The sequence below is a fragment of the Novosphingobium sp. NBM11 genome (assembly GCF_015390225.1).
GTDB lineage: Bacteria > Pseudomonadota > Alphaproteobacteria > Sphingomonadales > Sphingomonadaceae > Novosphingobium.
Map to the genome: position 1 here is coordinate 1,448,842 of NZ_VUOG01000001.1, position 25,686 is coordinate 1,474,527.

26 protein-coding genes are annotated in these 25,686 nt (G+C 66.1%); 11 read left to right on the forward strand and 15 right to left on the reverse strand.

The features are described 5' to 3' along the window. Window positions 1–35: 35 nt before the first annotated feature. From F1640_RS06930 to F1640_RS06955, 6 genes are all read right to left on the reverse strand, one after another. On the reverse strand, window positions 36–524 hold the full coding sequence (locus tag F1640_RS06930; protein WP_124810967.1) for a CHAP domain-containing protein: 489 nt from the start codon (window positions 522–524) through the stop codon (window positions 36–38). 151 nt (window positions 525–675) lie between these two features. Further along, window positions 676–1,296 carry a response regulator transcription factor gene (locus tag F1640_RS06935; protein WP_124810966.1) on the reverse strand — a complete coding sequence of 207 codons (621 nt, stop codon included), beginning with the start codon at window positions 1,294–1,296 and terminating at the stop codon, window positions 676–678. A gap of 254 nt (window positions 1,297–1,550) precedes the next feature. Beyond that, complete coding sequence (locus F1640_RS06940) at window positions 1,551–2,318, reverse strand: proteasome-type protease (RefSeq protein WP_125953856.1); 768 nt, start codon at window positions 2,316–2,318, stop codon at window positions 1,551–1,553. A gap of 120 nt (window positions 2,319–2,438) precedes the next feature. Then, window positions 2,439–3,323 carry a transglutaminase family protein gene (locus F1640_RS06945; RefSeq protein ID WP_194918421.1) on the reverse strand — a complete coding sequence of 295 codons (885 nt, stop codon included), beginning with the start codon at window positions 3,321–3,323 and terminating at the stop codon, window positions 2,439–2,441. Window positions 3,324–3,336: 13 nt separating this feature from the next. Continuing rightward, the gene (locus F1640_RS06950) at window positions 3,337–4,284 is read right to left on the reverse strand and encodes an alpha-E domain-containing protein (RefSeq protein ID WP_125953858.1); all 948 of its coding nucleotides are present in this window, start codon (window positions 4,282–4,284) and stop codon (window positions 3,337–3,339) included. A gap of 48 nt (window positions 4,285–4,332) precedes the next feature. Beyond that, the gene (locus F1640_RS06955; RefSeq protein WP_194918423.1) at window positions 4,333–5,775 is read right to left on the reverse strand and encodes a circularly permuted type 2 ATP-grasp protein; all 1,443 of its coding nucleotides are present in this window, start codon (window positions 5,773–5,775) and stop codon (window positions 4,333–4,335) included. A gap of 208 nt (window positions 5,776–5,983) precedes the next feature. Between F1640_RS06955 and F1640_RS06960 the strand changes: the two genes are divergently transcribed. Next, entirely contained in the window at window positions 5,984–8,062 is a 2,079-nt protein-coding gene (locus F1640_RS06960) for a molybdopterin oxidoreductase family protein (RefSeq protein WP_194918425.1), read from the forward strand. 24 nt (window positions 8,063–8,086) lie between these two features. Here the strand turns inward: F1640_RS06960 and F1640_RS06965 are convergent, their stop codons facing one another. Further along, on the reverse strand, window positions 8,087–8,899 hold the full coding sequence (locus F1640_RS06965) for an esterase/lipase family protein (RefSeq protein WP_375336185.1): 813 nt from the start codon (window positions 8,897–8,899) through the stop codon (window positions 8,087–8,089). A gap of 128 nt (window positions 8,900–9,027) precedes the next feature. Continuing rightward, window positions 9,028–9,597 carry a DUF3617 domain-containing protein gene (locus tag F1640_RS06970; protein ID WP_194918427.1) on the reverse strand — a complete coding sequence of 190 codons (570 nt, stop codon included), beginning with the start codon at window positions 9,595–9,597 and terminating at the stop codon, window positions 9,028–9,030. Window positions 9,598–9,772: 175 nt separating this feature from the next. Between F1640_RS06970 and uvrB the strand changes: the two genes are divergently transcribed. The 4 genes from uvrB to F1640_RS06990 all read left to right on the forward strand — a co-directional run bounded on the left by uvrB (window position 9,773) and on the right by F1640_RS06990 (window position 13,483). Further along, window positions 9,773–11,962 (forward strand): excinuclease ABC subunit UvrB, encoded by a 2,190-nt coding sequence (uvrB, locus tag F1640_RS06975; protein WP_194918428.1) that lies wholly within the window; start codon window positions 9,773–9,775, stop codon window positions 11,960–11,962. A 239-nt stretch (window positions 11,963–12,201) separates the two neighbouring features. Further along, the gene (locus F1640_RS06980; RefSeq protein WP_309229215.1) at window positions 12,202–12,588 is read left to right on the forward strand and encodes a type II toxin-antitoxin system RelE/ParE family toxin; all 387 of its coding nucleotides are present in this window, start codon (window positions 12,202–12,204) and stop codon (window positions 12,586–12,588) included. Then, a complete protein-coding gene (locus tag F1640_RS06985) occupies window positions 12,569–12,853 on the forward strand; it encodes an addiction module antidote protein (RefSeq protein ID WP_194918430.1) in 285 nt (94 codons plus the stop codon). The genes F1640_RS06980 and F1640_RS06985 overlap by 20 nt, the downstream gene beginning before the upstream one ends. 21 nt (window positions 12,854–12,874) lie before the next feature. Beyond that, window positions 12,875–13,483 (forward strand): hypothetical protein, encoded by a 609-nt coding sequence (locus F1640_RS06990; RefSeq protein WP_194918432.1) that lies wholly within the window; start codon window positions 12,875–12,877, stop codon window positions 13,481–13,483. Window positions 13,484–13,504: 21 nt separating this feature from the next. On the opposite strand, the gene F1640_RS06995 is transcribed toward F1640_RS06990, so the two are convergent. Further along, on the reverse strand, window positions 13,505–14,836 hold the full coding sequence (locus F1640_RS06995; RefSeq protein WP_194918434.1) for a phospholipid carrier-dependent glycosyltransferase: 1,332 nt from the start codon (window positions 14,834–14,836) through the stop codon (window positions 13,505–13,507). Between the two features lie 96 nt (window positions 14,837–14,932). Here F1640_RS06995 and F1640_RS07000 point away from each other — a divergent pair, with 96 nt between their 5' ends. Further along, window positions 14,933–16,141 carry a PLP-dependent aspartate aminotransferase family protein gene (locus F1640_RS07000; RefSeq protein WP_125953866.1) on the forward strand — a complete coding sequence of 403 codons (1,209 nt, stop codon included), beginning with the start codon at window positions 14,933–14,935 and terminating at the stop codon, window positions 16,139–16,141. A 106-nt stretch (window positions 16,142–16,247) separates the two neighbouring features. Then, on the forward strand, window positions 16,248–17,588 hold the full coding sequence (locus tag F1640_RS07005) for a PAS domain S-box protein (protein ID WP_194918436.1): 1,341 nt from the start codon (window positions 16,248–16,250) through the stop codon (window positions 17,586–17,588). Window positions 17,589–17,618: 30 nt separating this feature from the next. On the opposite strand, the gene F1640_RS07010 is transcribed toward F1640_RS07005, so the two are convergent. The 3 genes from F1640_RS07010 to F1640_RS07020 form a co-directional block, all read right to left on the reverse strand. After that, entirely contained in the window at window positions 17,619–17,867 is a 249-nt protein-coding gene (locus tag F1640_RS07010) for an accessory factor UbiK family protein (protein WP_124810049.1), read from the reverse strand. A 67-nt stretch (window positions 17,868–17,934) separates the two neighbouring features. Continuing rightward, on the reverse strand, window positions 17,935–18,495 hold the full coding sequence (locus tag F1640_RS07015) for a TspO/MBR family protein (RefSeq protein ID WP_125953878.1): 561 nt from the start codon (window positions 18,493–18,495) through the stop codon (window positions 17,935–17,937). Window positions 18,496–18,607: 112 nt separating this feature from the next. Beyond that, complete coding sequence (locus F1640_RS07020; protein ID WP_375336186.1) at window positions 18,608–19,399, reverse strand: TlyA family RNA methyltransferase; 792 nt, start codon at window positions 19,397–19,399, stop codon at window positions 18,608–18,610. Between the two features lie 25 nt (window positions 19,400–19,424). Between F1640_RS07020 and F1640_RS07025 the strand changes: the two genes are divergently transcribed. Together F1640_RS07025 and F1640_RS07030 are read left to right on the forward strand one after the other, a co-directional pair. After that, on the forward strand, window positions 19,425–20,021 hold the full coding sequence (locus F1640_RS07025) for a hypothetical protein (protein WP_206694645.1): 597 nt from the start codon (window positions 19,425–19,427) through the stop codon (window positions 20,019–20,021). A gap of 435 nt (window positions 20,022–20,456) precedes the next feature. Continuing rightward, a complete protein-coding gene (locus tag F1640_RS07030) occupies window positions 20,457–21,557 on the forward strand; it encodes a branched-chain amino acid aminotransferase (protein ID WP_194918439.1) in 1,101 nt (366 codons plus the stop codon). Between the two features lie 22 nt (window positions 21,558–21,579). Here F1640_RS07030 and F1640_RS07035 read toward each other — a convergent pair whose 3' ends face one another. Then, entirely contained in the window at window positions 21,580–23,037 is a 1,458-nt protein-coding gene (locus tag F1640_RS07035) for a porin (protein ID WP_194918441.1), read from the reverse strand. Between the two features lie 294 nt (window positions 23,038–23,331). On the opposite strand from F1640_RS07035, the gene F1640_RS07040 reads away from it, so the two are divergent. Together F1640_RS07040 and F1640_RS07045 are read left to right on the forward strand one after the other, a co-directional pair. Further along, entirely contained in the window at window positions 23,332–24,240 is a 909-nt protein-coding gene (locus F1640_RS07040) for an SDR family NAD(P)-dependent oxidoreductase (protein WP_124810043.1), read from the forward strand. A gap of 107 nt (window positions 24,241–24,347) precedes the next feature. Continuing rightward, window positions 24,348–24,959, forward strand: coding sequence for a DUF4328 domain-containing protein (locus tag F1640_RS07045; RefSeq protein ID WP_194918443.1), 612 nt, complete (start codon window positions 24,348–24,350; stop codon window positions 24,957–24,959). On the opposite strand, the gene F1640_RS07050 is transcribed toward F1640_RS07045, so the two are convergent. Both F1640_RS07050 and F1640_RS07055 read right to left on the reverse strand, forming a co-directional pair. Next, window positions 24,913–25,356: a hypothetical protein gene (locus tag F1640_RS07050; RefSeq protein WP_194918445.1), complete on the reverse strand. Its 444-nt coding sequence runs from the start codon at window positions 25,354–25,356 to the stop codon at window positions 24,913–24,915. The genes F1640_RS07045 and F1640_RS07050 overlap by 47 nt on opposite strands. Next, a complete protein-coding gene (locus F1640_RS07055) occupies window positions 25,313–25,609 on the reverse strand; it encodes a DUF2794 domain-containing protein (protein ID WP_124810067.1) in 297 nt (98 codons plus the stop codon). The genes F1640_RS07050 and F1640_RS07055 overlap by 44 nt, the downstream gene beginning before the upstream one ends. Window positions 25,610–25,686: the final 77 nt, after the last annotated feature.

Here is a 25,686-nt window from a genome sequence, read left to right on the forward strand (position 1 = left end):
GGGATAGCCTGGACCGCTTCGCGCGGCCCGGACAATCAGCCCTTAGCGTCCTGGACACTATTCCCTGCCAGCGTATCCGACCCGTCGGGATAGATGAAGCCGAAAGCCGGCGCTTCGCGCAGGCCCAGCGAATGTGTGGGCGCGTACCACACGCGCACCTTGCTCCAGTCGCCCGCTTCGGAAACATCGACCGCCAGCGCCTCGCGCTCAACCATACCGGGGCGCGACCAGTTGGCGTGGTTGAGCAGCACGCGGCGGCTGTCGAGCACCTTGCTCACCACGGCGACATGGCCCATCGGCATGGCGCCGGTGGCGCGGAAGGCCAGCACCGCACCCGCGCGCGGGCGGTGGCCACGGGCATAAGTGCCGGCCGCCTGATCCCACCACGTCCGCGCATTGCCGAACAGTTGCACGTCGGACACCGAGCGCGCGTAAGTCACGCATTGCAGGCGAGCCTGGGCCGGGACAGCGGTGGCGATGAGAGCCAGCAAAGCGAGGATCGAAGCGTAGGCGGTGCGAAGCATGGCAGCTTCATAGCCAATTTCCGCAGCGCACAAACCTCTGGCCGCAACGAGTCGTCGTGCGGCAGACACCTCCCACCCGGGGATGGTAACTGTGACTTAACGCACTGTGGAAAACCTGGTTCCCGGAGGGCCAGGATCGCCCTCGCCGCGATCACGCGGCGGCGATATGAAGCCCGTCCGCCTCGATCCGCAGGCGCACCGCCTCCGCCGCGTGGCGCGCGCCCAGCTTGCCCATCATCTTCATGCGGTGAATTTCGACCGTGCGCGGACTGATATCGAGTTCGCGCGCGATGGCCTTGTTGCTGCATCCATCGGCCAGGCGATCGAGCACCTCCCGCTCGCGCAGGGAAAGGCGCGCGATGCGCTGCCGGGCATCCGCCGCGCGGGCGCGGTGCGCCCGGTGGTTGTCCGCCTCGCGCGCGGCGCGCTCGATCGCCTCGTTGAGCGGCGCGATCTCGTGCGGCAGGACCAGATAGTCAAGCGCCCCGGCCTTGATGGCGCGGACCACCGATTCCGTCTGCGGACGCTCCGCCACCGCGATGACCGGCAGCCAGTGGCCGAACCGGTTCATCAGGCCGAGCAGAGACGGGATGCCTTCCCCCACCGGTTCATCATGCGCGATGACCAGCCCGCCGGACGGCGCGTGAGACAGGAGCTCATCCGCACTGGCGTAGATTTCGGCGTGATGCCCCGCGGCGAATGCGAGGCGGGCAAGCCGGGCACGGCGGGCGGAGTCACTATCGAGGACATGGAGTGTGATGCGTTCAGCCATGACGGCATCACATCATCGAACAGGCCGATTGCGCCAGTCAGACCAGCCTCAAAGCGGAAGTTTAAGCGGCGCCGAAAGATAGTTAATATCTAATTTCACTAAGTAAATCGACATCCGAACCGGATTGAATTACGTTATATTCATCCAAATTCGAGAAAATATTTCGCCCTAATATCTAAATAAACCGCGGAAGCAAGCAGCAAATGCAAGCAGCTGGAAAATAAGGCGTTCGTAACTATACTTGGTTAAACTACTTATTCTATTTCGGCAGGAACCGCAGGCGGATCGAACGAGTAATCCGGCAGCGAATGGAACGCCTGCCGCAGCGCCTCGCTCCAACTTGACGAAATCTGCTTGAAATAGGGATCGTCCTTGGTGATCCGGCGCTGGTGCAGCGGCTCGAACCGGTCACGCTCGATCACCATCAGATCGAAGGGCAGCCCCACCGAAAGGTTCGCCGCCAGCGTGGAATCGAACGAGACCATCAGCAGCTTCACCGCGTCCTCGAACGTCATCGTCGGCTCATAGCCGCGCAGCAGGATCGGGCGGCCATACTTGGTCTCGCCGATCTGGAAGAACGGCGTGTCGAACGATGCCTCGATGAAGTTGCCTTCGGGATAGACCATGAACAGGCGCGGTTCCATGCCCCGGATCTGGCCAGCGATGATGATCGATGCGGTGAAGCGCGGCCCTTCCCCCGACGGCCCGCCGTCATCCTGCCGCCGTTCGATCACATCGCGCAGCAGGTTACCCACGATCGTCGCCACCTGGAACATCGTCGGCGCTTCCAGCAACGAGGGGCGGCGTTCGCCCGGCGCCTTGTTCCGTTCCTCCAGCTGGCTGACCACCGCCTGCGTGGTGGCAAGGTTGCCCGCCGTCATCATCGTGATGATCCGTTCGCCGGGCACATGCCAGCTGAACATCTTGCGGAATACGGAGATGTTATCGACCCCGGAATTGGTGCGGGTGTCGCTCATCATCACGAGGCCCCTGTCGAGCACCATCCCCACGCAATAGGTCATCGTTCCCCCGTGTACGCCAAAAGGGAGCCAGCCGCCCCCGTCCCCCGGTATTACCCGTCTATCGGGTTATCGCACAGCGGGGGCAATCGCCGTCAACGTCCGCTGCGGATGAATCCTAGATTATTGTTCCACACGCTGCTGTTCCACGGCAAGCTTGACGTGCATGGTTTCGTCAAGATCGCCATAGCGGATGCCGGTGATGGGGGCGGCATCGCGATAGTCGGCGCCCGTCGCCACGCGGACGTAGCGCACGTCGGGACAGATTCGGTTCGAGATATCGAAGCCGACCCAGCCGAGATTGGCGACGAAGGCCTCGGCCCAGGCATGGCCGGCATCCTGATCCACCCGGTCGTCCATCAGCAGATAGCCGCTGACATAGCGCGCCGGTATGCCCAGCGCCCGCGCCGCCGCGATGAACACGTGGGCATGGTCCTGGCAGACGCCATGGCCCGCCGTCAGGACGGCTTCGGCCGGCGTCGCCGCGTCGGTGTGCCCCGTAGCGTAAGCGACCCGTTCGGCCACCAGCGCGGATAGATCGTGCAGCACCGCCAGCCGGTCATCGCCCGGACGCGTGCCCTGACTCTGACTCTGGCTTTGCCCCTGCGACTGGCCCTGAGTCTGAGTCTGAGTCTGGGCCTGCCCCAGCGCCGCCAGCAGCGCGCGCACACGCGGACCGGCGCGCGTCAGTTCTGTCGGTTCCGCGAAATGCCACAGCGGCAGATGGCCGGAATGCTTGCCGACGATGCCGGCATTGTCGGCGGTATCGACCACGCCCCGGCAGCGGATGGTCACATCGGTGGCGCCGGGCGTGAAGGCTATCAGCGAAACGTGATTGCAGTTGTGATCGTCGTATTCGGCTTCCAGCACGGCACCCGCCAGTTCCATGTCCCAGGACTGGATCGTCTGGCCCGAAGTGGCCTTGGGCGTGAGCCGCAGGCGCTGGAGACCATGCGCGGCCGGTTCCGAAAAGCGGTAATGCGTGGTGTGATCGATCGCGATGCGCACCGGCGATCCTTCTCTATTCGACGAAACGGTAGTCGCGCTGAATCTGGAGCGCGAGCTGGGTGTTGTGGGCGATGAACCGGCCGATGAATTCATGGAGGCCCTGATCGAAGATCGCATCGACCGTCAGCGCATGCAGTTCGCTGTCGGCGTTGCGCAGAATGTGGTGGCTTTCCATTTCCTCGCCATATTCGCGGGCAAGGCTGGCGAGGTTCGACCGCAGCTTGGAATAGCAGAACGCCAGGCTGCGCGGGAAACGCCCGTCGAGCAGCATGAACTCCGCGATGCCGCGCGGGTCCATCCGCCCGGCGTTGAGCCAGCGATAGGCGCGCTCCCCCGCGACCGAGCGCAGCACGTTTTCCCACTGCACATTGTCCAGGCTGGAGCCCACATACGACACGGCCGGCAGCAGGACGTAATACTTCACGTCCAGAATGCGCGCGGTGTTGTCCGCCCGTTCGATGAAACTGCCGATCCGCGCGAAATTGTAGATCTCGTTGCGCAGCATGGTGCCTTCCATCGCCCCGCGCACCTGCGTCGATTGGCGGCGGATGCAATCGAGCACGTCGCCCAGCCGCGTTTCGGTAACCGGACGGGCGAGCAGCTCCTTCACCTTCATCCAGCTTTCGTTGACGGCTTCCCACACCTCGCGCGTGATGCCGGTGCGGACCATGCGCGCGTTGGTGCGGGCCAGTTCGCACATCAGCAGGACGTTGCCGGGATTCTCCTTGTCGCGCAGGACGAAATTGAAGACGTGCGGGCCGGTATATTCCGTGCCGAACTTGGCTTCGAACAACTCCTGCAGGCCCAGCGTGACGATGACCGAGCGCCATTCGTCGCTGGCATCCTTGGCATCGCGCGTCAGCGCCATGCGGAATCCCGCCTCGACCAGGCGCACGGTGTTCTCCGCGCGCTCCAGGTAGCGGAAGAGCCAGAAAATACCGTTTGCCGATCTGCCTAGCATTCCGTCTCCATGACCGTCCGATCCGTCGCCCCCGACCCGAGAGCAGCGTCAATCATCCAGAACCCAGCTGTCCTTGGTGCCGCCCCCCTGCGACGAATTCACCACCAGCGACCCCTTCTTCAGCGCAACGCGGGTGAGCCCGCCCGGCGTGATGTCCACCCCGTTGGGCGAAACCAGCACGAAGGGCCGCAAGTCCACGTGGCGCGGCGCGAGACCGGCCTTGGCAAGAATGGGCACGGTCGACAGCGAAAGCGTGGGCTGGGCGATATAGTTGTCCGGCCGTGCGCGCAGCTTGGCCTCGAACGCGGCGATTTCCTTCCGCGAGGAGGTCGGCCCGATCAACATGCCATAGCCGCCCGAGCCGTGGACTTCCTTCACCACCAGTTCGGCCAGATGCTCCAGCACATAGGCCAGCGCCTCCGGCTCCGAACAGCGCCAGGTGGGTACGTTCTGGAGGATCGGCTTCTCGCCGGTGTAGAACTCCACGATCTCGGGCATGAAGCTGTAGATCGCCTTGTCGTCGGCGATGCCGGTGCCCGGCGCGTTGGCAATGGTGATGCCGCCGGCGCGATAGACGTCCATGATGCCCGAAACGCCCAGCACGCTGTCCGGGTTGAAGGTCAACGGATCGAGATATTCGTCGTCGACGCGGCGGTAGAGCACATCGATCGGCTTCCACCCGCGCGTGGTGCGCATGGCGATGCGGCCGTTCTCCACGCGCAGGTCGCTGCCTTCGACCAGTTCCGCGCCCATCTGGTCGGCCAGGAAGGCGTGCTCGAAATAGGCGCTGTTGTAGATGCCCGGCGTCAGCACCGCGACCACCGGCTTGCGCCCGCCCGACGCATCGAAGGCAGGTGGCGCGCAGGCGGCAAGGCTGCGGGCCAGGCGGCGTGGGTAGTCCGAAACTTCCCGCACACGCACGCGGGTGAACAGTTCCGGGAACATCGCCATCATCGTTTCGCGGTTCTCCAGCATGTAGGAGACGCCACTGGGGGTGCGGGCATTGTCTTCCAGCACCATGAAATCGTCCTCGCCCGTGCGGACAAGGTCGATGCCGACAATGTGGGTATAGACCCCGCCCGGCGGCGTGAAGCCCGACATTTCCGGAAGGAACGCCGCGTTGCCCTTGAGCAGCCGTTCGGGGAAACGCCCCGACCGCACGATTTCCTGCCGGTGATAGAGGTCGTGCAGGAAGGCGTTGAGCGCCCGGACGCGCTGTTCGATCCCGCGCGCCAGCTTGCGCCACTGGTTCGCGGTGATGATCCGGGGCACCATGTCGAACGGGATCAGCCGTTCCTCGGCATCTTCCGCGCCATAGACGTTGAAGGTGATCCCGGTGCGGCGGAAGAAGGCTTCCGCCTCGCTCTTCTTGCGTCTCAGCAGGTCGGGCGGCTGCTCCTCGTACCACTTGCAATAGCCCGCGTAGGCGGCGCGCACCGAGCCATCGGCGTCAAGCATCTCGTCATAGGACGAGGGCGAGGAGTTTGTCATAAGCACATCCCGTCTGCGCCCATTGCTTGCATATGATTGGGGCTTTGCCAAGCGCTCTCATGTTGCACCTGCGAAATAAATTTGGCGCGAATTGGTGCAATTTGCGACGAAGGTTGGTCCGCAGGCGCCCCGGGGGTTTCCGCTTGCCTTGATGCCGATCCCGCCGCATTCTTAACCGGTCAATTAAAACAGAGTCGGGAGAGTGGCCATGCGCCGGATCCATCACCGCACCTGCCACATCTGCGAGGCGAACTGCGGCATCCTGGTCGAAACGGAAGACCGCGCCGTGCTGTCGATCAAGGGCGATCCGGACAATCCGCTCTCGCGCGGGCATATCTGCCCCAAGGCCACCGCGCTGCAGGATCTTCAGGAAGACCCGGATCGCCTGCGCCGGCCGGTCAAGCGCGTGGGCGACACCTGGCACGAGATCAGCTGGCAACAGGCCTTCACCGAAATCGGCCAGCGCACGCGCGCCATCCTGGCCGAAGATCCGGACGCCTCCGCCGTCTATATCGGCAACCCGAACGCGCACAGCTATGGCAACGCGCTCAATGCCGAATACCTGTCCAAAGCGCTGCACACCCGCAACAAGTTCTCGGCCAGCACCGTGGACCAGATGCCGCATCAGGTGGCGAACCTGCGCCTGTTCGGGCACGCCAGCCTGTTCGGCATCCCCGATATCGACCGCACGCAGACGCTGATCATCCTGGGCGGCAATCCGATGGCGTCGAACGGCAGCATCTGGACCGTGCCCGATTTCCGCAACCGCGCGCGCGAACTGCGCCAGCGCGGCGGAACGCTGATCGTGGTCGATCCGCGGCGCACCGAAACCGCGCGCGTGGCGGACCGCCATCTGTTCATCCGGCCGGCAACCGATGCCTTCTTCCTTGTCGCGCTGCTGAAGGCGGTGCTGGCGCGCCGACCGGCAAGGCCGGTTCAGGACTTCATCACGGGGCTGGCGGACGTGGCCGCCGCGCTGGAACGGTTCGATGCCGCCGCCTGCGGCGCGGCCTGCGGTGTCGCGGCGGAGGACATCGACGGGTTGGCCGAACGGATGACGCAAGGGCCGGCAGTGCTCTATGGCCGCATGGGCGTGGCCACGCAGGCCCACGGCACGCTCAACGCCTGGCTGATCGGCCTGATCAACATCGCCGCGGGGCAACTGGACCGCGAAGGCGGTATCGTGTTCCCCCTGCCCGCGCTCGACACGCTGGCCATCCTGCCCCCCGGCTCGATCGGCAAGCATCGCTCGCGCGTTTCGGGCCACCGCTCCGTGCTGGGGGAACTGCCGGCCGCCGCGATGGCGGAAGAGATCGAGACGCCCGGGCCGGGGCGGCTGCGCGCATTGTTCGTGGTCGCTGGCAATCCCGTGCTGTCCACGCCCAACGGCGCCCGTCTGGACAAGGCGCTGAGCGAGCTGGACCTGATGGTGTCGATCGACATGTACCGCAACGTGACCAGCCGGCGCGCGCACTACATCCTGCCACCCGTCGGCCCGCTCGAACGCGATCACTATGGCCTGTTCCTGCTGCCTATGGCCGTGCGCACCATCGCCGCCTATTCGCCGCCGACGCTCGCGCCCGAAGACGGCACCTTGCAGGACTGGGAAATCCTGCGCGGGCTGGCCGGCGCGATCACGGGCGAGCCGGTGCAGGCACCGACCCCGCGCGAAACGCTCGACGCCTTGCTGCGCTCGGGGCCTTACGCCGTCTCGCTGGCCGATGTGGAAGCGGCCCCATCCGGGCTGGATTTCGGTCCGCCCGCGGAAGGGCGCCTGCCCGAAAGGCTGCGCACACCGGACAAGACCGTGGCCTGCGCCGATCCCGAATGCCTGGAGGCGCTGGCCGCGCTGGAGGTGCCGGAAACTTCCGCCGGGCACGATGGCGCGCTGCTGCTGATCGGACGCAGGCATCTGCGCACCAACAACTCGTGGCTCGCCAACAGCCGCCGCATGACCAAGGGCCCCAACCGCTGCACGCTGATGATCCACCCCGACGACGCAACCGCGCGGGGCATTGCGGATGGCGAGACGGCCACCGTGCGTTCCCGCGCCGGGTCGATCGCCCTGCCGGCGGAAGTGACCGAGGACATCATGCCCGGCACCGTCTCCATCCCGCATGGCTGGGGGCACGGCCTGCCCGGGATCGCCATGCAGACGGCGAAAGCCCACGCCGGCGTCAGCGTGAACGACCTGACCGACGAAACCGCGATCGATCCGCTTTCCGGCAACGCGGCGCTATCGGGCGTGCGCGTGGAAGTGAGCGCGTTCGAGGAGGCAACGGCATAACCCGGAGCCCGCGGCGGCCGCCTGTCAGCCTCCGGTGAGAAGCGCCGCCACCGCGCGGGTCACGTCCGGATGGCCAGCAAAGCCCAGATGCGTGCAGCGCACGGCGATGGCGCGATCGCGTTCGCCGGGCCAGCCGCAGGCCGAGCGCGGCGCCACGATGCCGTCGCGCGGGCTCCACAGCGCCACGGTGGGCACCGGGGGCTTTTCGGCCAGGTCTTCGCCTACCGGCGGGTGATCGACCGTGTGGCCGGTGACCGCCTGATAGGCGCGCCAGGCGTTGTTGGCGCGCCGGTCGCCCGAAAAGGGCGTGCCCATCGTCACCACCATCGCCACGTTTTCGGGCATGATCTTGGCCACTTCGCGCGCGTAGAGCCCGCCCAGGCTCCAGCCGACGAGCGTAAGCGGTTCGCGTTCCTTGCGCGCCATGGCATCGACCCGTTCGCACAAGCGCGCGAAACGGTCCTCGTCCGCGCCGAGGTTCCAGCCCATGCCCCAATCGCTGACGCGGTGCCCGGCGCCTTCCAGCGCGCGCGCCAGCCCGCGCATCCGCATGGGGTGCGCGCCGAAGCCCGGCACCAGCATGACCGCGCGCGATGTGCCGCGCGGCAGTTCCAGGCCACCGGCGCGGCGCACCTTGCCCGCTTCGCGCCACAGTTCGGCCGGCGAGCCGAGTTCCGCCAGCAGGCGGCGGACCGAGGGCGGCCGCGCACCTTCGGGCTGCGGCTGGCGCGCCAGCGCGGCCCGGCGCGCCACTTCCGCGCGCCAGGCGGCCAGCCGTTCGCCCGCCTGGCGAAAGCCGTCCATGCCCTGTCGCGTCAAGTCCGCCATCTGGATCATCGCGCCTTCCTGCACTCACCGGGATCAACCTCCGATGAACGCACGGCAATCGCAATTGTTTCAGTTTCGCGTCAATCGCTGCGCGCCGCCGTCAATTTTCCGTCAGCTGCGCCTACCTGGCGGAAACGTTACTTGGCAGGGGGCTGGGGCGTCACATCTTCCGCACCGGTGCATTCGCCCGCGCGCTTCGACTTCATCGACATGGCCATGGCCATCGCCTTGCCGTTCGGCCCCTTGCCATCCATGTTCATCGTCGCGTCGTAGCTTTCGGGCGTATAGGTGCCGCCCATCGTCACCACCTGTTCGCCGCTCGCGGTCTTGCAGGTCATCTTGGCGTCGAGCTTGCCGCCCGCCATCGTGAACGAATCGTATTTGCAGCCATCGCCCACCTGGCCGAAAAATTCACTGTTGGGCTTTTCCACCTGCTCCTTGGTGAGGCAGCTCGACATCGTGCGCGCCTGCCCCATGGCCTGCTGCATCGCCGCCTTGGCTTCCGGCGAAATCCCGTCGATTTCCATCTTCTCGATCTTCACCGTGGTTTCCCAGCGGCCCGGGGTGAAGCGGATATCCGATGCCGCCACCTTCTTGGCTACTTCCGCCACGCTCTCGTTCTTCGCCTCGACCTTCTTCTCGTCGCTGCACGCCGCCAGCGAAAGGCACATACCGGCGACCAGCGCGGGCAACAGGATTCGACGCATGAACATTCCCCTCGGAACAACCGGGCCTCCGCAGCGGGAGGCGCCATGACCACGGGCACGCTATAACCCGATTGCATTGCGCGCCAATGATGCAAATCACCCAAAATGCCCGATAGCCGCGCGCGACGGCCGGCACCGGTTGCGGAACGCAGCATGAACAGCCATATCTGCCTGCATGGCTGAACTCGTGATCCGCAGGGGGCTGGAAGAGCCCGACACATCCGGCACCTTCGTGCCGCACAAGCCGCAGCGGCCGGACAAGGTCGAAGGCGGCAAGCCGTTCCGGATCGTGTCCGAATACAGCCCCGCGGGCGACCAGCCCGGCGCCATCGCCGATCTGGTGGCCACCGCGCGGGAGGGCGAGAAGACGCAGGTCCTGCTGGGCGTGACCGGTTCGGGCAAGACCTTCACCATGGCCAAGGTGATCGAGGAACTGCAGCGCCCGGCGCTGATCCTGGCGCCCAACAAGATCCTTGCCGCGCAGCTCTATGGCGAGTTCAAGAGCTTCTTCCCCGAAAACGCGGTGGAATACTTCGTCTCGTACTACGACTATTACCAGCCCGAAGCCTACGTGCCCCGGTCGGACACCTATATCGAGAAGGAAAGCTCGACGAACGAGGCGATCGACCGGATGCGCCATTCGGCCACGCGCGCGCTGCTGGAACGCGACGACGTGATCATCGTCGCCTCGGTTTCCTGCATCTATGGCATCGGCTCGGTCGAAACCTATTCGGCGATGATCTTCGACCTCAAGGTGGGGACGAGCGTCGATCAGGGCGAGATCATCCGCAAGCTGGTGGCGCTGCAATACAAGCGCAACGATGCCGCGTTTCAGCGCGGCACGTTCCGCGTGCGCGGCGACAACCTGGAAATCTTCCCGTCGCACTACGATGACACCGCCTGGCGCATCAGCTTCTTCGGCGACGAGATCGAAAGCATCGTCGAGTTCGACCCGCTGACCGGCAAGGCCGGGACCAAGCTGGGCAACGTGCGCGTCTATGCCAATTCACACTATGTGACGCCGGGGCCGACGATGAAGCAGGCGGCCGAGGCGATCCGCTTCGAGCTGTCCGAACGGCTGAAGGAACTGACCGAGGAAGGCCGCCTGCTGGAAGCGCAGCGGCTCGAACAGCGCACCAACTTCGACCTCGAGATGATCGCGGCGACGGGATCGTGCGCGGGGATCGAGAACTACAGCCGCTTCCTGACCGGCCGCCTGCCGGGCGAACCGCCGCCGACACTGTTCGAATACCTGCCCGACAACTGCCTGCTGTTCATCGACGAAAGCCACCAGACGGTGCCGCAGGTGGGCGCGATGGCGCGCGGCGACCACCGCCGCAAGCTGACGCTGGCCGAATATGGCTTCCGCCTGCCCAGCTGCATCGACAACCGCCCGCTGCGCTTCAACGAATGGGACGCGATGCGGCCGCAGACCATCGCCGTTTCAGCAACGCCCGGATCGTGGGAGATGGAGCAGGCGGGCGGCGTCTTCGCCGAACAGGTGATCCGCCCCACCGGCCTGATCGACCCGCCGGTGCTGATCCGCCCGGTAGAAGACCAGGTGCAGGACTGCATCAACGAATGCCGCGAAACCGCCGCCAAGGGCTATCGCACGCTCGTGACCACGCTGACCAAGCGCATGGCGGAAGACCTGACCGAGTTCATGCACGAGGCGGGCCTCAAGGTGCGCTACATGCATTCGGACGTGGAGACGCTGGAACGCATCGAACTGATCCGCGACTTGCGCCTGGGCGTCTATGACGTGCTGGTGGGCATCAACCTGCTGCGCGAAGGGCTGGACATTCCCGAATGCGGCCTCGTCTGCATTCTCGATGCCGACAAGGAAGGCTTCCTGCGCAGCGAAACCTCGCTGATCCAGACGATCGGCCGCGCCGCGCGCAACGTGGACGGGCGCGTGATCCTCTATGCCGACCGCATGACCGGCAGCATGGAGCGCGCCATCGCCGAAACCGACCGGCGCCGGGCGAAGCAGCACGAATACAACCAGTTGCACGGCATCACCCCCGCCACGATCAAGCGCAACATCCACGATATCGTGGCCGATACCGCGAGCCGCGACGGCGTGCTGGTGGAAGTGGACGCGGAAGGCGCCAACAACCTCGTCGGCCACAACCTGCGCGCCTATATCGAGGAACTCGAAAAGAAGATGCGCGCCGCAGCCGCCGACCTGGAATTCGAGGAAGCCGGCCGCCTGCGCGACGAGATCCGCAAGCTGGAAGCGACCGAGCTGGGCCTGCCGGAGGACGAACGGAAAGCGCCACTGGTAGGCCGCAGCAACGAGGGCAAGCCGGGGACGCGCAAGACGCGGTTCGGGAAGAGCCAGAAGACGAAGTGGCGCAAGTAACGCACCCCTTGATATTCGGAGTTGCACACGCTAATTAAACATCGTCAACGAAAACTTTCGTGCTGCGACGGGACGAGCAGCGAGACATAGGCAAGTCTCCCAATTTTTGGTCACATTGCGTGTGACGGGAAACTTGCCATGTCCTCCTATGAAGCAGTCAGTCTTACTGTTAACGCCTTTATGTTGGCGATTGCGCTCGCCAGCTTGGTTGTTCAAGCCTTCGATCGGGGGCGGAACAAGTGACGAGCAAGCCTCCTGGAGCCGGAAAGACGGTTGCCCCGAACTCAAATGTCTCCTATAAAGGACAATCCTTCCAGCTGTCGGAAACGCCCGACTTCTCGGGATGGCTTGGCTCCTTGCGGGACCGGCGGGCGCGAGCGAGGATCGTGGTTCGCCTCGAACGCCTGGCCGATGGGAATCTTGGTGACTGCAAGTCCTTGAAGGACGGCGTTCACGAACTTCGCATCGACTACGGACCGGGCTACCGGGTGTATTTCTTCCAGCGGGGCAAGGAGCTTGTCATTCTCCTCTGCGGAGGCGACAAGCGCACGCAGAAGGCCGATATTGCTTCCGCAAAGCGGCTAAAGGAAGAAATCGAGCGCAGCGATGGAACTTCGTCCATTTGATCCGGCCGCCTATCTCGAGACCGAGGAGGACATCCTCTTCTATCTCGAAGCCGCGATGGAAGGAAACGACCCCAAACATATCGCCGCCGCTTTGGGAAACGTTGCCCGATCCAAAGGCATGAGCGAAATCGCACGCAAGAGCGGGCTGGGCCGGCAAGCGCTTTACACCGCCTTGTCCGAAGACGGCAATCCGACGCTGGCAACGCTGGTCGCGGTACTTCATGCGCTCGGGCTGGAACTCACCGTGCAGAAGCGCGCCGCCTGATCGTCTAGCACCAACGCAACCATGCTCATCCGTCCGCTGCTGTTCGGCGCCGCTCTCGCCCTGTCGCTTGCCGCCTGTTCCAAACCGGCGCCACAGCCCGCTGACAGCGGCGGACCGTTGGCAGCGGTGCGGTTTTCCATTCCCGCCAACGAGCCGATGCCCGGGCCGCCCGCGCCCGATGCCAAAGCGGGGTGGAGCGCCCATGCCGGCGGGGAGGCGGCGCGCTATGGTTTTCCGGGGCAGCCGCCGCTGCTGATGCTGGCCTGCCATGGCGGGCAATTGATCGTCACCCGCCCAGTGCCCGCCGAGATCGGCGCGCAGGCGCTGTTCGCGCTGATCGGCGGAGGGCAGATCCTGCGCCTGCCGGTCGATGCCACCAATCTGCCCGGCGAGCGCGGCTACATCTGGCAGGGCACGATCGCGGCCGACGATCCGCGCGCCGCCGTGTTTACCGGCAGCGGCTTCGACGGCACCCTTCCGGGCGCGGGCAAGATCACCGTAGCGGGCAGCGATGTCGCGCGCGAAGTGGTGCGCCGCTGCCGGAGCCGGGCCGCCGACGAGGACGTATCGCCCCTGCCCCTGCCATCGGCGCCGCCCCCGCCGAAGCCGGCCGAACACGCGGCGACCTGAGGACGCCGGCAGCCGCTGCGGTCAGCGCCAGCTGTGCAGCCAAGTATAGGCGGTATAGGCGTTCTTCGCCGGCAACCGGCCCGCCGACAGGATCGGGTAGAACCCGATGAATAGGCCCGCCGCCAGCAGCAGCGCGATCCGGCCCGGCCAGCGCACGCCCAGATCCCACCAGTCGGCCAGCACCACCGCCAGCGCGGCGGTGAGGAACAGGCTGGCCAGCATGTAGTGGTAGTAGAACTGCACCGGCTTGCCGTTCACCGCCCAGAACACCAGGCTGAGGAAATAGAGCGCGAACAGCCCTGCGCGCAGGCGGTTGCCGCGCAGGCCGTCCCACAGGCAGAACAGCAGCGCGGGCAACCCGGCGAGCATCGTGAACGGATTGCCGAGCATCAGCACGCCGCGCTGCGCACCATCGACCTTTTCATAAAGGAACCAGATCGGCCGCAGGTTGAACATCCACTGCCACCACCGGCTCATGTAGGTGTGCGGCTTCACCACGCTGTCCTGCAATTGCAGCATGTATTTCTGCCAGGGCAGCAGCCCGTGCAGCGTCATCGGCTGGACCTTGTAGAAAAAGGCCGGCGCGAACGTGGCGAGATAGACGAGGATTGGTAGCAGGCCCAGCCACAGCCCGGCTTCAATCAGCGAAACGCCCGGCACCGGCGCGGCATCGCGCGCGATCAGGAAGCGTCCGCGCCGGCCGGCCAGCGCGTGCCAGCGGTCCCACGCGAACAGCAGGCCCGGCGCGGCGAGCAGCGGCGCGCCGTTCCACTTGGCGCCGAGCGAAAGGCCCAGGAACACGCCCGTCAGCGCCAGATGCAGCCGCGCGCGTCCGGGCCGGCCCTCCCCGCCCCTGCGCCAGGCCAGCGCCCATTGCCAGAACGCCAGCGCCATCGCGCCGCCCATCGCCATGTCCAGCATGGCGATGCGGGCGATCACGAACCAGATGAAGTTGGTGGCCATCAGCACGCCGAACACCAGCGTCGCGCGGCGCGAAAGCGTGGCCCACCACATCGCGCGCATGGCCGCGAACAGGCCCAGCGTGCCCACGATCGCCGAGGGCAGACGCCAGCCAAACGGCGTATCGCCCACCAGCTTCATCGACAGCGCGATCAGTTCCTTGCCCACCAGCGGGTGTTCGGGATTGAGCCGGCTGGACAGTTCGATCAGCCGGCGCGCGGCGGGCAGATAATGGATTTCATCGAACATCGGCTTCGACGGGATGCCGAGCCGGTGCAGCACCACCACCCAGAACACGAACGCCAGCAGCACGCACCAGCCGAGCGGATCGCGGTCCCGGCCGGAACGGTAGGCACGATCGAAAGCGGGGGCGTTGTGGAGAAGCGAGGCCATGCCCATCGCCAGATAGGCCGATGCGCGGAACCACGCAATGGGAGGTGACGGGGCACGCCTTGCACCGTCAACGCGCGCGGCGTAAGGCCCTGCGCCATGAAACGGACGACAGGCCAGGACCGCTCGATCACCGCCAAGTGGCGCCCCGCAACCCGCGCCGTGCGCGCTGGCACCTGGCGTTCGGAGATGGGCGAGACGTCGGAAGCGTTGTTCCTGACATCAGGCTACAGCTACGACGATGCCGCCACGGTTGCCGCGCGCTTCGCCGGCGAACAGCCGGGCATGACCTATTCGCGCCTCCAGAACCCCACGGTGGCGATGCTGGAAGAACGCATCGCCATGCTGGAAGGCGCCGAAGCCTGCCGCGCGCAGGCCAGCGGCATGGCGGCGATGACCGCCGCGCTGCTCTGCCAGCTTTCCGCCGGCGATCACATCGTTGCCGCCAAGGCCGCGTTCGGATCGTGCCGCTGGCTGGTGGACAGCCTGCTTCCGCGCTTTGGCGTGGAAGGCACGGTGATCGATTCCCGCGACAACGCGGCGTGGGAAGCTGCGATCCGCCCCAACACCAAGGTGTTCTTCTTCGAAACGCCGGCCAACCCTACGATGGACATCGTCGACATGGAATATGTCTGCGGGCTGGCGCGCGCGCATGGCATCACCACCGTGGTCGACAACGCCTTCACCACCAGCGCGCTGCAACGCCCGCTGGAATTCGGCGCGGATGTGGTCGCTTATTCCGCCACCAAGATGATGGACGGACAGGGCCGCGTACTGGCCGGCGCCGTGTGCGGTTCGGACGATTTCATCAACAACAAGCTGCTGCCGTTCCAACGCAACACCGGGCCGAACCTGGCGCCGTTCAACGCCTGGGTCGTGCTGAAAGGTCTGGAAACGCTGGACCTGCGTATCAACCGGCAGAGCGAGAACGCGCTGAAGGTCGGCCGGTTCGTGGAAAGCCGCGTGCCCACGATCCTGCATCCCGGCCTTGCCAGCCATCCCCAGCACGATCTGGCGATGAAGCAGATGTCGGCCTGTGGTTCGATCTTCTCGATCGTGCTCGATGGCGGGCGCCAACAGGCCCACGCGCTGCTGGATGCGCTGCAACTGATCGACATCTCCAACAACATCGGCGATTCGCGTTCGCTGATGTGCCACCCCGCCTCGACCACGCACTATTCGGTTTCCCCCGAAGCGCGCGAGGACATGGGCGTGACCGAGGGGATGCTGCGCCTGAACGTCGGCCTTGAAGATCCGGACGACCTGATCGAGGATCTGGATCAGGCGCTTACCCAAGCAGGACTCTGAGGGCCGGCCTCTGGCACCGGGAACACATCCCCGTTGCATCCGTTCGTGGACAGTCGGGCAAAACCCCGGCTAGTTTGGTCCCGAACGGGCAGCGGGGAGCAGTCGATTGCTGGCGGAAGAGCATCTTTCCGCGATCATCCAGTCGTCGGATGACGCCATTATCAGCAAGCAGCTCGACGGCACGGTCATAAGCTGGAATCCGGCCGCAACGCGAATCTTCGGGTACGAAGAAGCGGAAATGGTCGGCCAGTCCATCCGCCGTCTGATTCCGGCCGATCGCCAGGGCGAGGAAGACGCGATCATCGGCCGCATCCAGCGCGGAGAGCGCGTGCGGCATTTCGAAACGATTCGGCTGCGCAAGGATGGCACGCCCATCCGCGTTTCGTTGACGATTTCGCCCGTGCTCGATGCCGAAGGCCGGATTGTCGGCGCGAGCAAGATCGCGCGCGACGTGACCGACCAGTTCGCCGCCGCCGAAGCGCTCAAGGAAGGCGAGCGCCGCTTCCGCATGCTGGCGGACAACATTTCGCAACTGGCGTGGATCGCGGCGCCCGATGGCGGGCTGAACTGGTACAACCGCCGATGGTACGACTACACCGGCACCCGGTTCGAAGACATGCAGGGCTGGAGGTGGGCTGCTGTCCAGCACCCCGATCATCTCGAACGTGTCCGTGAAAAGTTCGCACGGTACATCGCCGCCGGGCGCGAATGGGAAGACACGTTTCCCCTGCGCGGGCGTGACGGCAGCTATCGCTGGTTCCTTTCGCGCGCGAAGCCGATCCGGGATGAGCGCGGCGTGATCCTGGCGTGGTTCGGTACCAACACCGACGTGACCGAACTGCTCGACAAGGAAGAGCAGATCCGCATCCTGCTGATGGAAGTGAATCACCGCTCCAAGAACATGCTGGCCGTGGTGCAGGCGCTTGCCCGGCGATCCGGCAACGTCGATCCGGTGTTTCTCCAGCGCTTCGAACAGCGGCTGGCCAGCATGTCCGCCAATCAGGACCTGCTGGTGCGCCGCGGCTGGGCGACGATTCCGATGGGCGAACTGGCCGACGCCCAGCTCGCCATTCTCGATGGCGAGAGCCGCAGCCACGTTTCCACGGACGGCCCGCACATCGACCTTGCCCCGCGCGCGGCCGAAGTTATCGGCATGGCGCTGCACGAACTGGCCACCAATGCGATCAAGTACGGCGCGCTTTCCCTGTCCGGCGGAAGCGTCAACCTGGCGTGGCGTGAAGCGGACGGCAGGTTTGTGGTGGAGTGGCGGGAACGGGGCGGCCCCGCCGTTGCCGCACCGCGCGAGAGCGGTTTCGGCACCACGCTGATCCGCCATATCCCCGCGCGCAGCCTGTCGGCGAACGTTACGCTGGACTATGCGCAGGAAGGCTTGCTGTGGCGGCTGGACTGCGACGCGGACGTCGCCCGCAATCTCGCTTCAACCTGATCGCGCGCGCGCGCCGGCCGACCTGCCCGATCAATCCGTTTTCGCGCCTTCCAGCGCGGCGAGCCGTGCCTTGAGCGTTTCCACTTCCTCGCGCGCGGCAGCGGCCATGTCCTTCACCGCGTCGAATTCCTCGCGGCTGACGAAATCAAGGCCGCCGAACACCTCGCGCACCTTTTCGCGCGCGGTCTCGCCCGCTTCGCGGCCCACGCCGGCAAGCGTTCCGGCAGCGCTGTTCATCAGCTTGACGAAATCGGCGATCAGCGGGTTTTCGCTTTGCATGGCAATCTGTCCTGAAACTGGTGATGCCGCCTAGATGGGGCCGATTGCCGCCGGCCGCAAGGTGCGATCAGTGCCCGAGTTGCACCCGCACCGTCGCCCCCGCAGGTGCAGCCCCGTCGGCATGCGGATTGAGCGTCAGCAGCTGCCAGTTGAGCAGCGATGCAAAGCAGACCCACGCGAGATAAGGGAGCAGCAGCCCCGCCGCCAGCGGACGCACGCGCCAGAACAGCGCGATGGTAACCGCCAGCGCCAGCGCCAGCGCCCCGATGATCCCCAGCGCGAGCGCGATCCGGTGCAGGCCGAAGAACACGGGGCTCCACGCCAGGTTGAGCGCGAGTTGCACGACGAACGCGGCCACCGCCAGCCCCCGCCCCCGCGCGCCCCGCGCCGAAAGCACCATGGCCAGCGCCACGCCCATCAGCACGTAAAGCACCGTCCACACGATCCCGAACGTGGCGGGCGGCGGATAGAGGCCGGGCTTGGTCAGCGTCGCGAACCAGGGGTTGTCAGGCCCGCTGCCCGCGCTTCTTCCCGAAAGGAAGCCCAGCGCGAGGACGAGCGGAACCGTGAAAAGCGACCAGCGCAACAGGCTGGCCCGAAGCTGTGCGGGCGAAGCGAGGTATCTCATGGCACCTTACTGCGGGCAGAGTCCGGAGAAGCCGGCGCCCTTCGTGATTCGCCGGGGATATTGGCGGGCCGATGCCGGCCGCGCAATGTCACAAACGCGCACAATGCGCGGTTCAGGCGCGAAAAGCCGCGATCAGGAATTCCACATTGCCTTCCGGGCCGGTGATCGGGCTTTCCACGATCCCATCCACCTCCCAGCCCTCGCCCTCAAGCCAGGCCCGGACCTCGGCACAGACGCGCGCGTGCAGCGCCGGATCGCGCACCACGCCGCCCTTGCCCACTTCCGCCCGGCCTACCTCGAACTGCGGCTTGATCAGGGCGACCAGCCGCGTCGGCCGCGCGGCCAGCGCCAACGGCACCTCCAGCACCTTGCGCAGCGCGATGAAGCTGGCGTCGCACACCACCCAGTTCGCCGACCTGCCGATGTGCGCAGGCGTGAGCACGCGGGCGCTGGTCTGCTCCAGCACGGTGACGCGCGGGTCCTGCCGCAGCTTCCACGCCAGCTGGTTGGTGCCCGAATCGACGGCGAAAACGTGATCGGCCCCATTCTGGAGCAGAACGTCGGTGAAACCGCCGGTGGAACTGCCGATGTCCATCGCGGTCACGCCGCGCGGGTTCAGCGCGAAATGCGCGATCGCGTGGGCCAGCTTGATTCCGCCGCGCGAAACCCACGGGTGGTCGCGCCCGCGCACGTCGAGCGCGACGTCCGCGGGCACCGTTTGCCCGGCCTTGGCGATCTTCGCCTCGCCGGCATAGACCAGCCCCGCCAGGATCAGCGCCTGCGCCCGCGCGCGGCTTTCGACCAGTCCGCGTTCGACCAGCAACTGGTCCACGCGGACCTTCGCGGCCGGCTTGGCGGGTCGGATGGGCTTCACCGAAGCGGAAGGAGGCGGGGTTGAGGTCACCTCCCGTTCCTTTCATACAACGGGCATGAAGATCAACCACAGCGCGCGACACCGTCGCCCCCGCGTCGCGATTTCCGCCCCGGCCAATTCCGCCCTGGCCGTGCTGGCGGCCACGCTGGCGCTTGCCGGCTGCGTCGCCGCACCGCCGCCGCCCCCGGCGCCGCAGCCCACCCCGCGGGCGGCGCCGGCACCCCCAGCTACGCAGACAACAGCGCCGCTCCCCGCCTTTCGCGACTGGCGCGATGCCCCGCAGACGGTGGGATCGTGGTTTTATCACGCAACGCCAAACGGCGGCGTCGCGCAGTTTTCCAATCCGCCGAGCGCCACGGCACTGCTCAGCCTGCGCTGCGACCGCGCGGCCCGCACGGTGACGATCGCGCGGGCCGGCGCGGCGCCGGGGCCGCTGCCGATGTCGATCACCACCAGTACGCAGACACGCCCGCTCAGCGCAGCCCCTTCGCGCGCGCAGACACTTGAGATCGTTCTGCCTGCGGGAGACCGTCTGCTGGATGCCATGGCGTTCAGTCGGGGCCGCTTCGCGGTGGAGGTGAACGGCCTTCCTACGCTCTATCTGCCGGCGTGGTCGGAAGTGGGCCGCGTGATCGAGGATTGCCGGGGCTAGCGGGCCTTGCGTCCGGGCTTTCCGACGCGCCATTTTGCACACGCGAAGTCTCGATACTGACGCCAAAAAAGTTGAATGCAAGTCTTGTTGTTCGCGCCCGAATGACTCACATTCTGGTCAAGGCCGGAGGGCCTCAGACGCTCCCGGTCCAGCCGCTCGCAAGGCGGCGATCTTTGGCTCAACAGCGCGAAAGGAGGTGATCCGATGTCTCATGGTTCAGCAGAGAGGTCGGTACAGTCCCGCGCGAGGCATTATCGCTGAGTTTCGATTAAGCGATAAAGGCTTCGTGGGCGGCACTTCCGGCCGCTGACCATGCGAAGGGCTGCTTCCGGGTTACCGGGGCGGCCCTTCACATTTATTACAAACTGCTTGCGTTTCGCGTAATAATAGTTCACGGCGCTTTCCTTGCCGATTCCTGCGGAAGGACTGACTGCCATGGCGACGCTCGCCGAATCCGAAATGACCTTCGCCCACCTGCCCCACCCCGCCCCGCTGGCGGCGGATGCGCGCGCGGCGGTGCTGGCCGATCCGGGCTTCGGCAAGGTCTTTTCCGATCACATGGTATCGATCGACTGGGACGAGGAACGCGGCTGGCATAACGCCTCCGTCATTCCCTATGGCCCGATCCCGATCGACCCGGCCGCCGCGGTGCTGCACTATGCCCAGGAAATCTTCGAGGGGCTGAAGGCCTATCGCCTCGCCGATGGCGGCATCGCCCTGTTCCGCCCGGAAGCCAACGCGGCGCGCTTCAACGCTTCCGCCCGCCGGCTGGCGATGCCCGAACTGCCCGAAGCGCTGTTCGTGCAGGCGGTGAAGGAAATGGTGCTGGCCGACAAGGACTGGTTCCCGACCGTGGAGGGCGGGTCGCTGTACCTGCGCCCGTTCATGTTCGCATCGGAAGCCTTCCTCGGCGTGCGCCCGTCGAAGCAGTACAAGTTCCTGGTGATCGCCTCGCCAGCCGGCAACTACTTCAAGTCGGGCGCGCCGGCGGTGTCGATCTGGGTGAGCGACTTTACGCGCGCCGCACCGGGCGGCACCGGCGCGGCCAAGTGCGGTGGCAACTACGCCGCCAGCCTCGTCCCCACCGCCGAAGCCTTCGAACGCGGCCATGACCAGGTGCTGTTCCTCGATGCGGTCGAGCGCAAGTGGGTGGAAGAACTGGGCGGCATGAACCTGTTCTTCGTGTTCGATGACGGTTCGATCCTCACGCCCGAACTGACCGGCACGATCCTGCCCGGCATCACCCGTGAAAGCCTGATCCGGCTGGCGCAGGAAGAAGGCCTCACCGTGCGCGAAGGACGCTACAGCCTGGACCAGTGGAAGGCCGACGCCGCTTCGGGCAGGCTCGTCGAAACCTTCGCCTGCGGCACGGCGGCGGTGGTTACCCCGGTCGGCCGCGTTTCCGGCCACGATGGCGCGTTCACGATCGGATCGGGCGGCCCGGGCCAGCTCACGCAGAAGCTGCGCCAGAAGCTGGTGGCGATCCAGCGCGGCGACGCGCCGGACACGCACGGCTGGGTCAAGCGGATCGCCTGAACGATCCCATGGGTTCCGGCGCTTAGTAGTTCCACTGCAACTGGCTGCGGATGACGCTGCCCTCGGCCCGGCCGAGGCGGCGTTCATCGGCCTCGTTGCGCTTCATCCGGGCATAGGCCAGCGTCAGCTCGATCGCCTTGATCGGCTGCCATTCCACGCCCAGTTCCACCTCGTCGGTTTCCAGGCGCGGCGCGTTGATCGCCGCCTTGTAGCCGCCGCGATACCGCTGCCAGCGCGCATAGGGCATGAACGGTCCGATCGGGGATTCCTCGACCCGGTACATCGTCTGCACATAGCCGCCGTCCAGCTTCTTCGCGCGGATGGCCTGCGCCGCGACATCGAATTCCGGCCCGCGCCCCCAGTTCCATTCAGCCTGAATCCCGAACGGCTGGGGATAGAGGATGGCGTGCAGGCCCACGCGGTTGTCATCGAACGCCACCGGGCTCACCCCGCCGGTGCGGATATCGGGCTGCACCTTGTTGCGCATCAGCGACGCGCCCAGTTCCAGCACCTGCCCTTCAAAGGCGTCGCCCAGTCCGTCGAGCCGGAACGGCCATGTGCCCATGGCGGTTAGCATCAGCGTCTTGTTCTGTTCGGACCGGGCAATCCCCTGGCCGTTGAACGCACCCAGCGAAAACGCACCATAGCTGCCGAACAGCTTGTGCCCCTTCCTGCCCAGATCGTCCCAGATCCGCTGCACGCGCGCCGGCGTATAGAACGCGATCACGCCCAGATCGCGCTCGCCCGGAACCGCGCTGTTGATGGCATCGGAACGGTCGAGCGGGAGCCGGTTGGACGACGATTGCAGGTTTTCCCAGCCATAGGGCACTTTCGATTGCCCGAAGCGCAGCTTGAAGCGCTTGGCCCGGTCCAGCGCGACATCGACATAGGCATCGCGCAATTGTCCGAACGTCTCGCGCCGTTCGCCGACCGACTGGTTGGCGACGGCGGTGGCGAAATCGTGCTGGAGATAGAACGAGATCCGGTCGGTCAGGTCGCCCTGGAAGACGAGCCGCACCCGCCGGAGCGAAAAATTGCCGGCATCGTTCAGCCCGCTGTCCGAAACGGAGCGCAGGCGCGAACGGTTTCCCGGGGCGGTGGCATCGCCGGAGATGATGCTGTTGAAGCGCAACTGGGTATAGCCGCGCATCTGGATGCGTTCGTACCACGCTTTCGCACGCGGGGGAGTCCCGGACGAAGCGACCGGCAAGGGCGCGGCAGGTGCTGGCGCCGCCGATGCAAGCGCCACGGGCGCCGGTGCGGGTGTGGGTTCTGGTGCTGCGGAAGCCGCCACCTGTCCGCTCGCCCCGCCCGCCGGTGCTGCCTTCGTCGCGGCGAGCGCCGCCGTCAGCGTTTGCACGGCCGCTTTCAGTTCATCGATCTGGCGCTGCAGTTCCTGCACGCTCTGCGCCCGCGCGGCTGCCGGAGGCAGCGCAACCATGGCCGCTATGATCAGCGCTGACGCGCCGCGTCCCTTCATCAGTCGCCCCTTCCGCCGAAACCCTGTGCCGTTGCGGCACGCGAATCCGGCTGCGGGGCAAGCCCCGCGATTGTCCCCGAAGCAGCCGATGCGAAATGCGGTGCCCCTTCCCTGGCAGGGGCATTATGACGTTTGTGTTACACTTTTTTGACGTTCAATTGACCAAACTTTGGTCATACGCGCGCGCCCGGAAAAAGCGCGGTGTTGCACCCCGGCCCCGGCCATGGCATCCCGCGCCATCGCTTAACCGCGCGATTAGGACGCGCGGCTGAAACGCAGCTGGAGAGAACAGGCATGTCGATTTCGTTCAAGGACCGGGTCGCTATCGTTACCGGCGCCGGCGGTGGGCTGGGCCGCGCCTATGCGCTCGAACTGGGACGGCGCGGCGCCAAAGTCGTGGTCAACGATCTGGGTGGATCGCGCGACGGCACCGGGGCTTCGGACGCGGCGCAGAAGGTCGTCGAGGAAATTCTTGCCGGCGGCGGCGAAGCCATCGCCAACGGCGGGTCGGTGACCGAATACGAGCAGATGGCCGAGATGGTCGCACGCGCCAAGGAAAAGTGGGGCGGCGTCCACGTCCTGATCAACAACGCCGGCATCCTGCGCGACAAGAGCTTCACCAAGATGGAGCCCGCCGATTTCGAACTGGTGGTGAAGGTCCACCTGATCGGCTCCGCCTTCGCCACCAAGGCGTGCTGGGACCTGATGCGCGAACAGAACTACGGCCGCATCCTGATGACCGCTTCGTCCACCGGGCTGTTCGGCAACTTCGGGCAGGCGAACTATGGCGCGGCCAAGCTCGGCCTCGCCGGACTTACCAAGACGCTGTACCTTGAAGGCGCGAAATACAACGTGAAGGTCAACACGCTTGCCCCCGTCGCGGCAACGCGCATGACCGAGGACATCCTGCCCGAGGAAGCCTTCAAGCTGTTCGGCCCGGAGAACGTCGTCCCGGCAGCGCTGTTCCTCGTTTCGGAAGACGCCCCCAGCAACGCCATCGTCGGCGCGGGCGCAGGCGCCTACCATTCGGCGTGGGTCACGATGAACAAGGGCGTGGTCCTGCCGCCGGCGGAACGCACCGTGGAAGGCTTCGCCGCGGCGTGGGACCGCATTTCCGACCGCACCGGCGATTTCGTGCCGGCATCGGGATCGGAACAGAGCCAGGTCATCATCGGCCAATTGCAGGCCGCGATGAAAGGCTGATCGGCAGGAAGAATGGCCAGCCGCAATCATGACACCACAATAGCGATGATTGCGGCTGACTTTCCCGACCGGCGCGCTAGGATTCCGCAGCGAACCGGGAGAGCGCGATGACAATCGAGGATGGCAGGCGGATACTGGCCGGCCGCGCCAAGGCCCTTTCCATCGTGCTGCTGCTGTTTGTGGTGGCCGATCTGGCGCTCTCCGTCATCACCGCCCTGGGCCTGCTCGATCAGGCCGCCACCGACCCGATGGCCGCCCGCATCGCGATCGCGGCGGGTCTGGCCCAGTTCGGGTGCCTTGTCGCCAGTGCGGTCACCACATCGATGTGGCTCTATCGCGCCAACGATAACCTGCGCCAGACGGGCGCCACGCTGACCTATGGCCCCAACGGCGCCTGGGCGTGGTATCTGGTGCCGGTGGCCAATCTGTTCAAACCGTTCCAGGCCATGCAGGAAATCTGGGACGCCAGCCTTGGGGCGTCATCGGAAGCGGCAAGCAATGGCCAGGCGTTGCTGCGCCTGTGGTGGGGATGCTGGATCGGCGGCAATATCCTCGCCACCTTGGCCCAGCGCCTGGAAGACGTGAACCATGCCGTCGCCACCGTGCTCGGCTTCGGCGCAACCGCCAGCCTCGCCGGGTCCGCGTGGTTCCTCTATCGCATCGTGGGCGAGATCACCGAAGCGCAGCAGGCGCGGGAGACAGCGGCGGTATTTGCCTGACCGGCCCCGGGACCGGCGCGGGCGCAGGCGCGCAATCGCCGCGCTCGGCCCCGATCATGTGCATGGACCGGACCCGCGCCAGTGCCTCCGCCCGGCTGACAGGATGCGCCACCCCGCTGGCAGCATCGATCACCAGCGGCTCCAGGCAATCGGGTGCCAGCCGCGCTTGCGGCGTGTCTTTCGCGCGGTAGGGCACCAGCAGCAGCCAGTGGTCGGAACGGAACAGCACGCGGATCAGCGGACCGTTCTGCGCTTCGGCGCGGTTCTGCCGCTTGCGTGCGGGCGCCGCGTCGGAGCAGGCGGAAAGCAGCAGGAGCGACAGCAGCAGGCCGGCGCGTGCGCAGCCGTATCTCCTAATCGTCCACCACCTTGAGCAGCTTGCGTTCGAGCGGGACAAGAACGCCGGCCAATTCATGGCCGCGCTTGAGCACTTGTCCCGCCTCGCCATAAAGCGCCCACATGCCCTGCCGGGTCCGCAAGGCCGGGCATTTCTCGATCCGGGCGCTGGGCCGCTCGGCAGTGCGCCGAAAGGCCGAGAAGCTGGCAGCATCGCGCCCGAAATCCATCGCATAGTCCCGCCAGATGCCAGCCGCGACCATGCGCCCGTAGAGATCGAGAATCCGCATGAGTTCGTCACGCGCGAACGCCACCTGCGGCACGGCGCGCGCATGGGGAAAGGGAATGACCGTGCCGGCGGGAGCCCCGCCCGACGCGTCCGCTCCGCCCT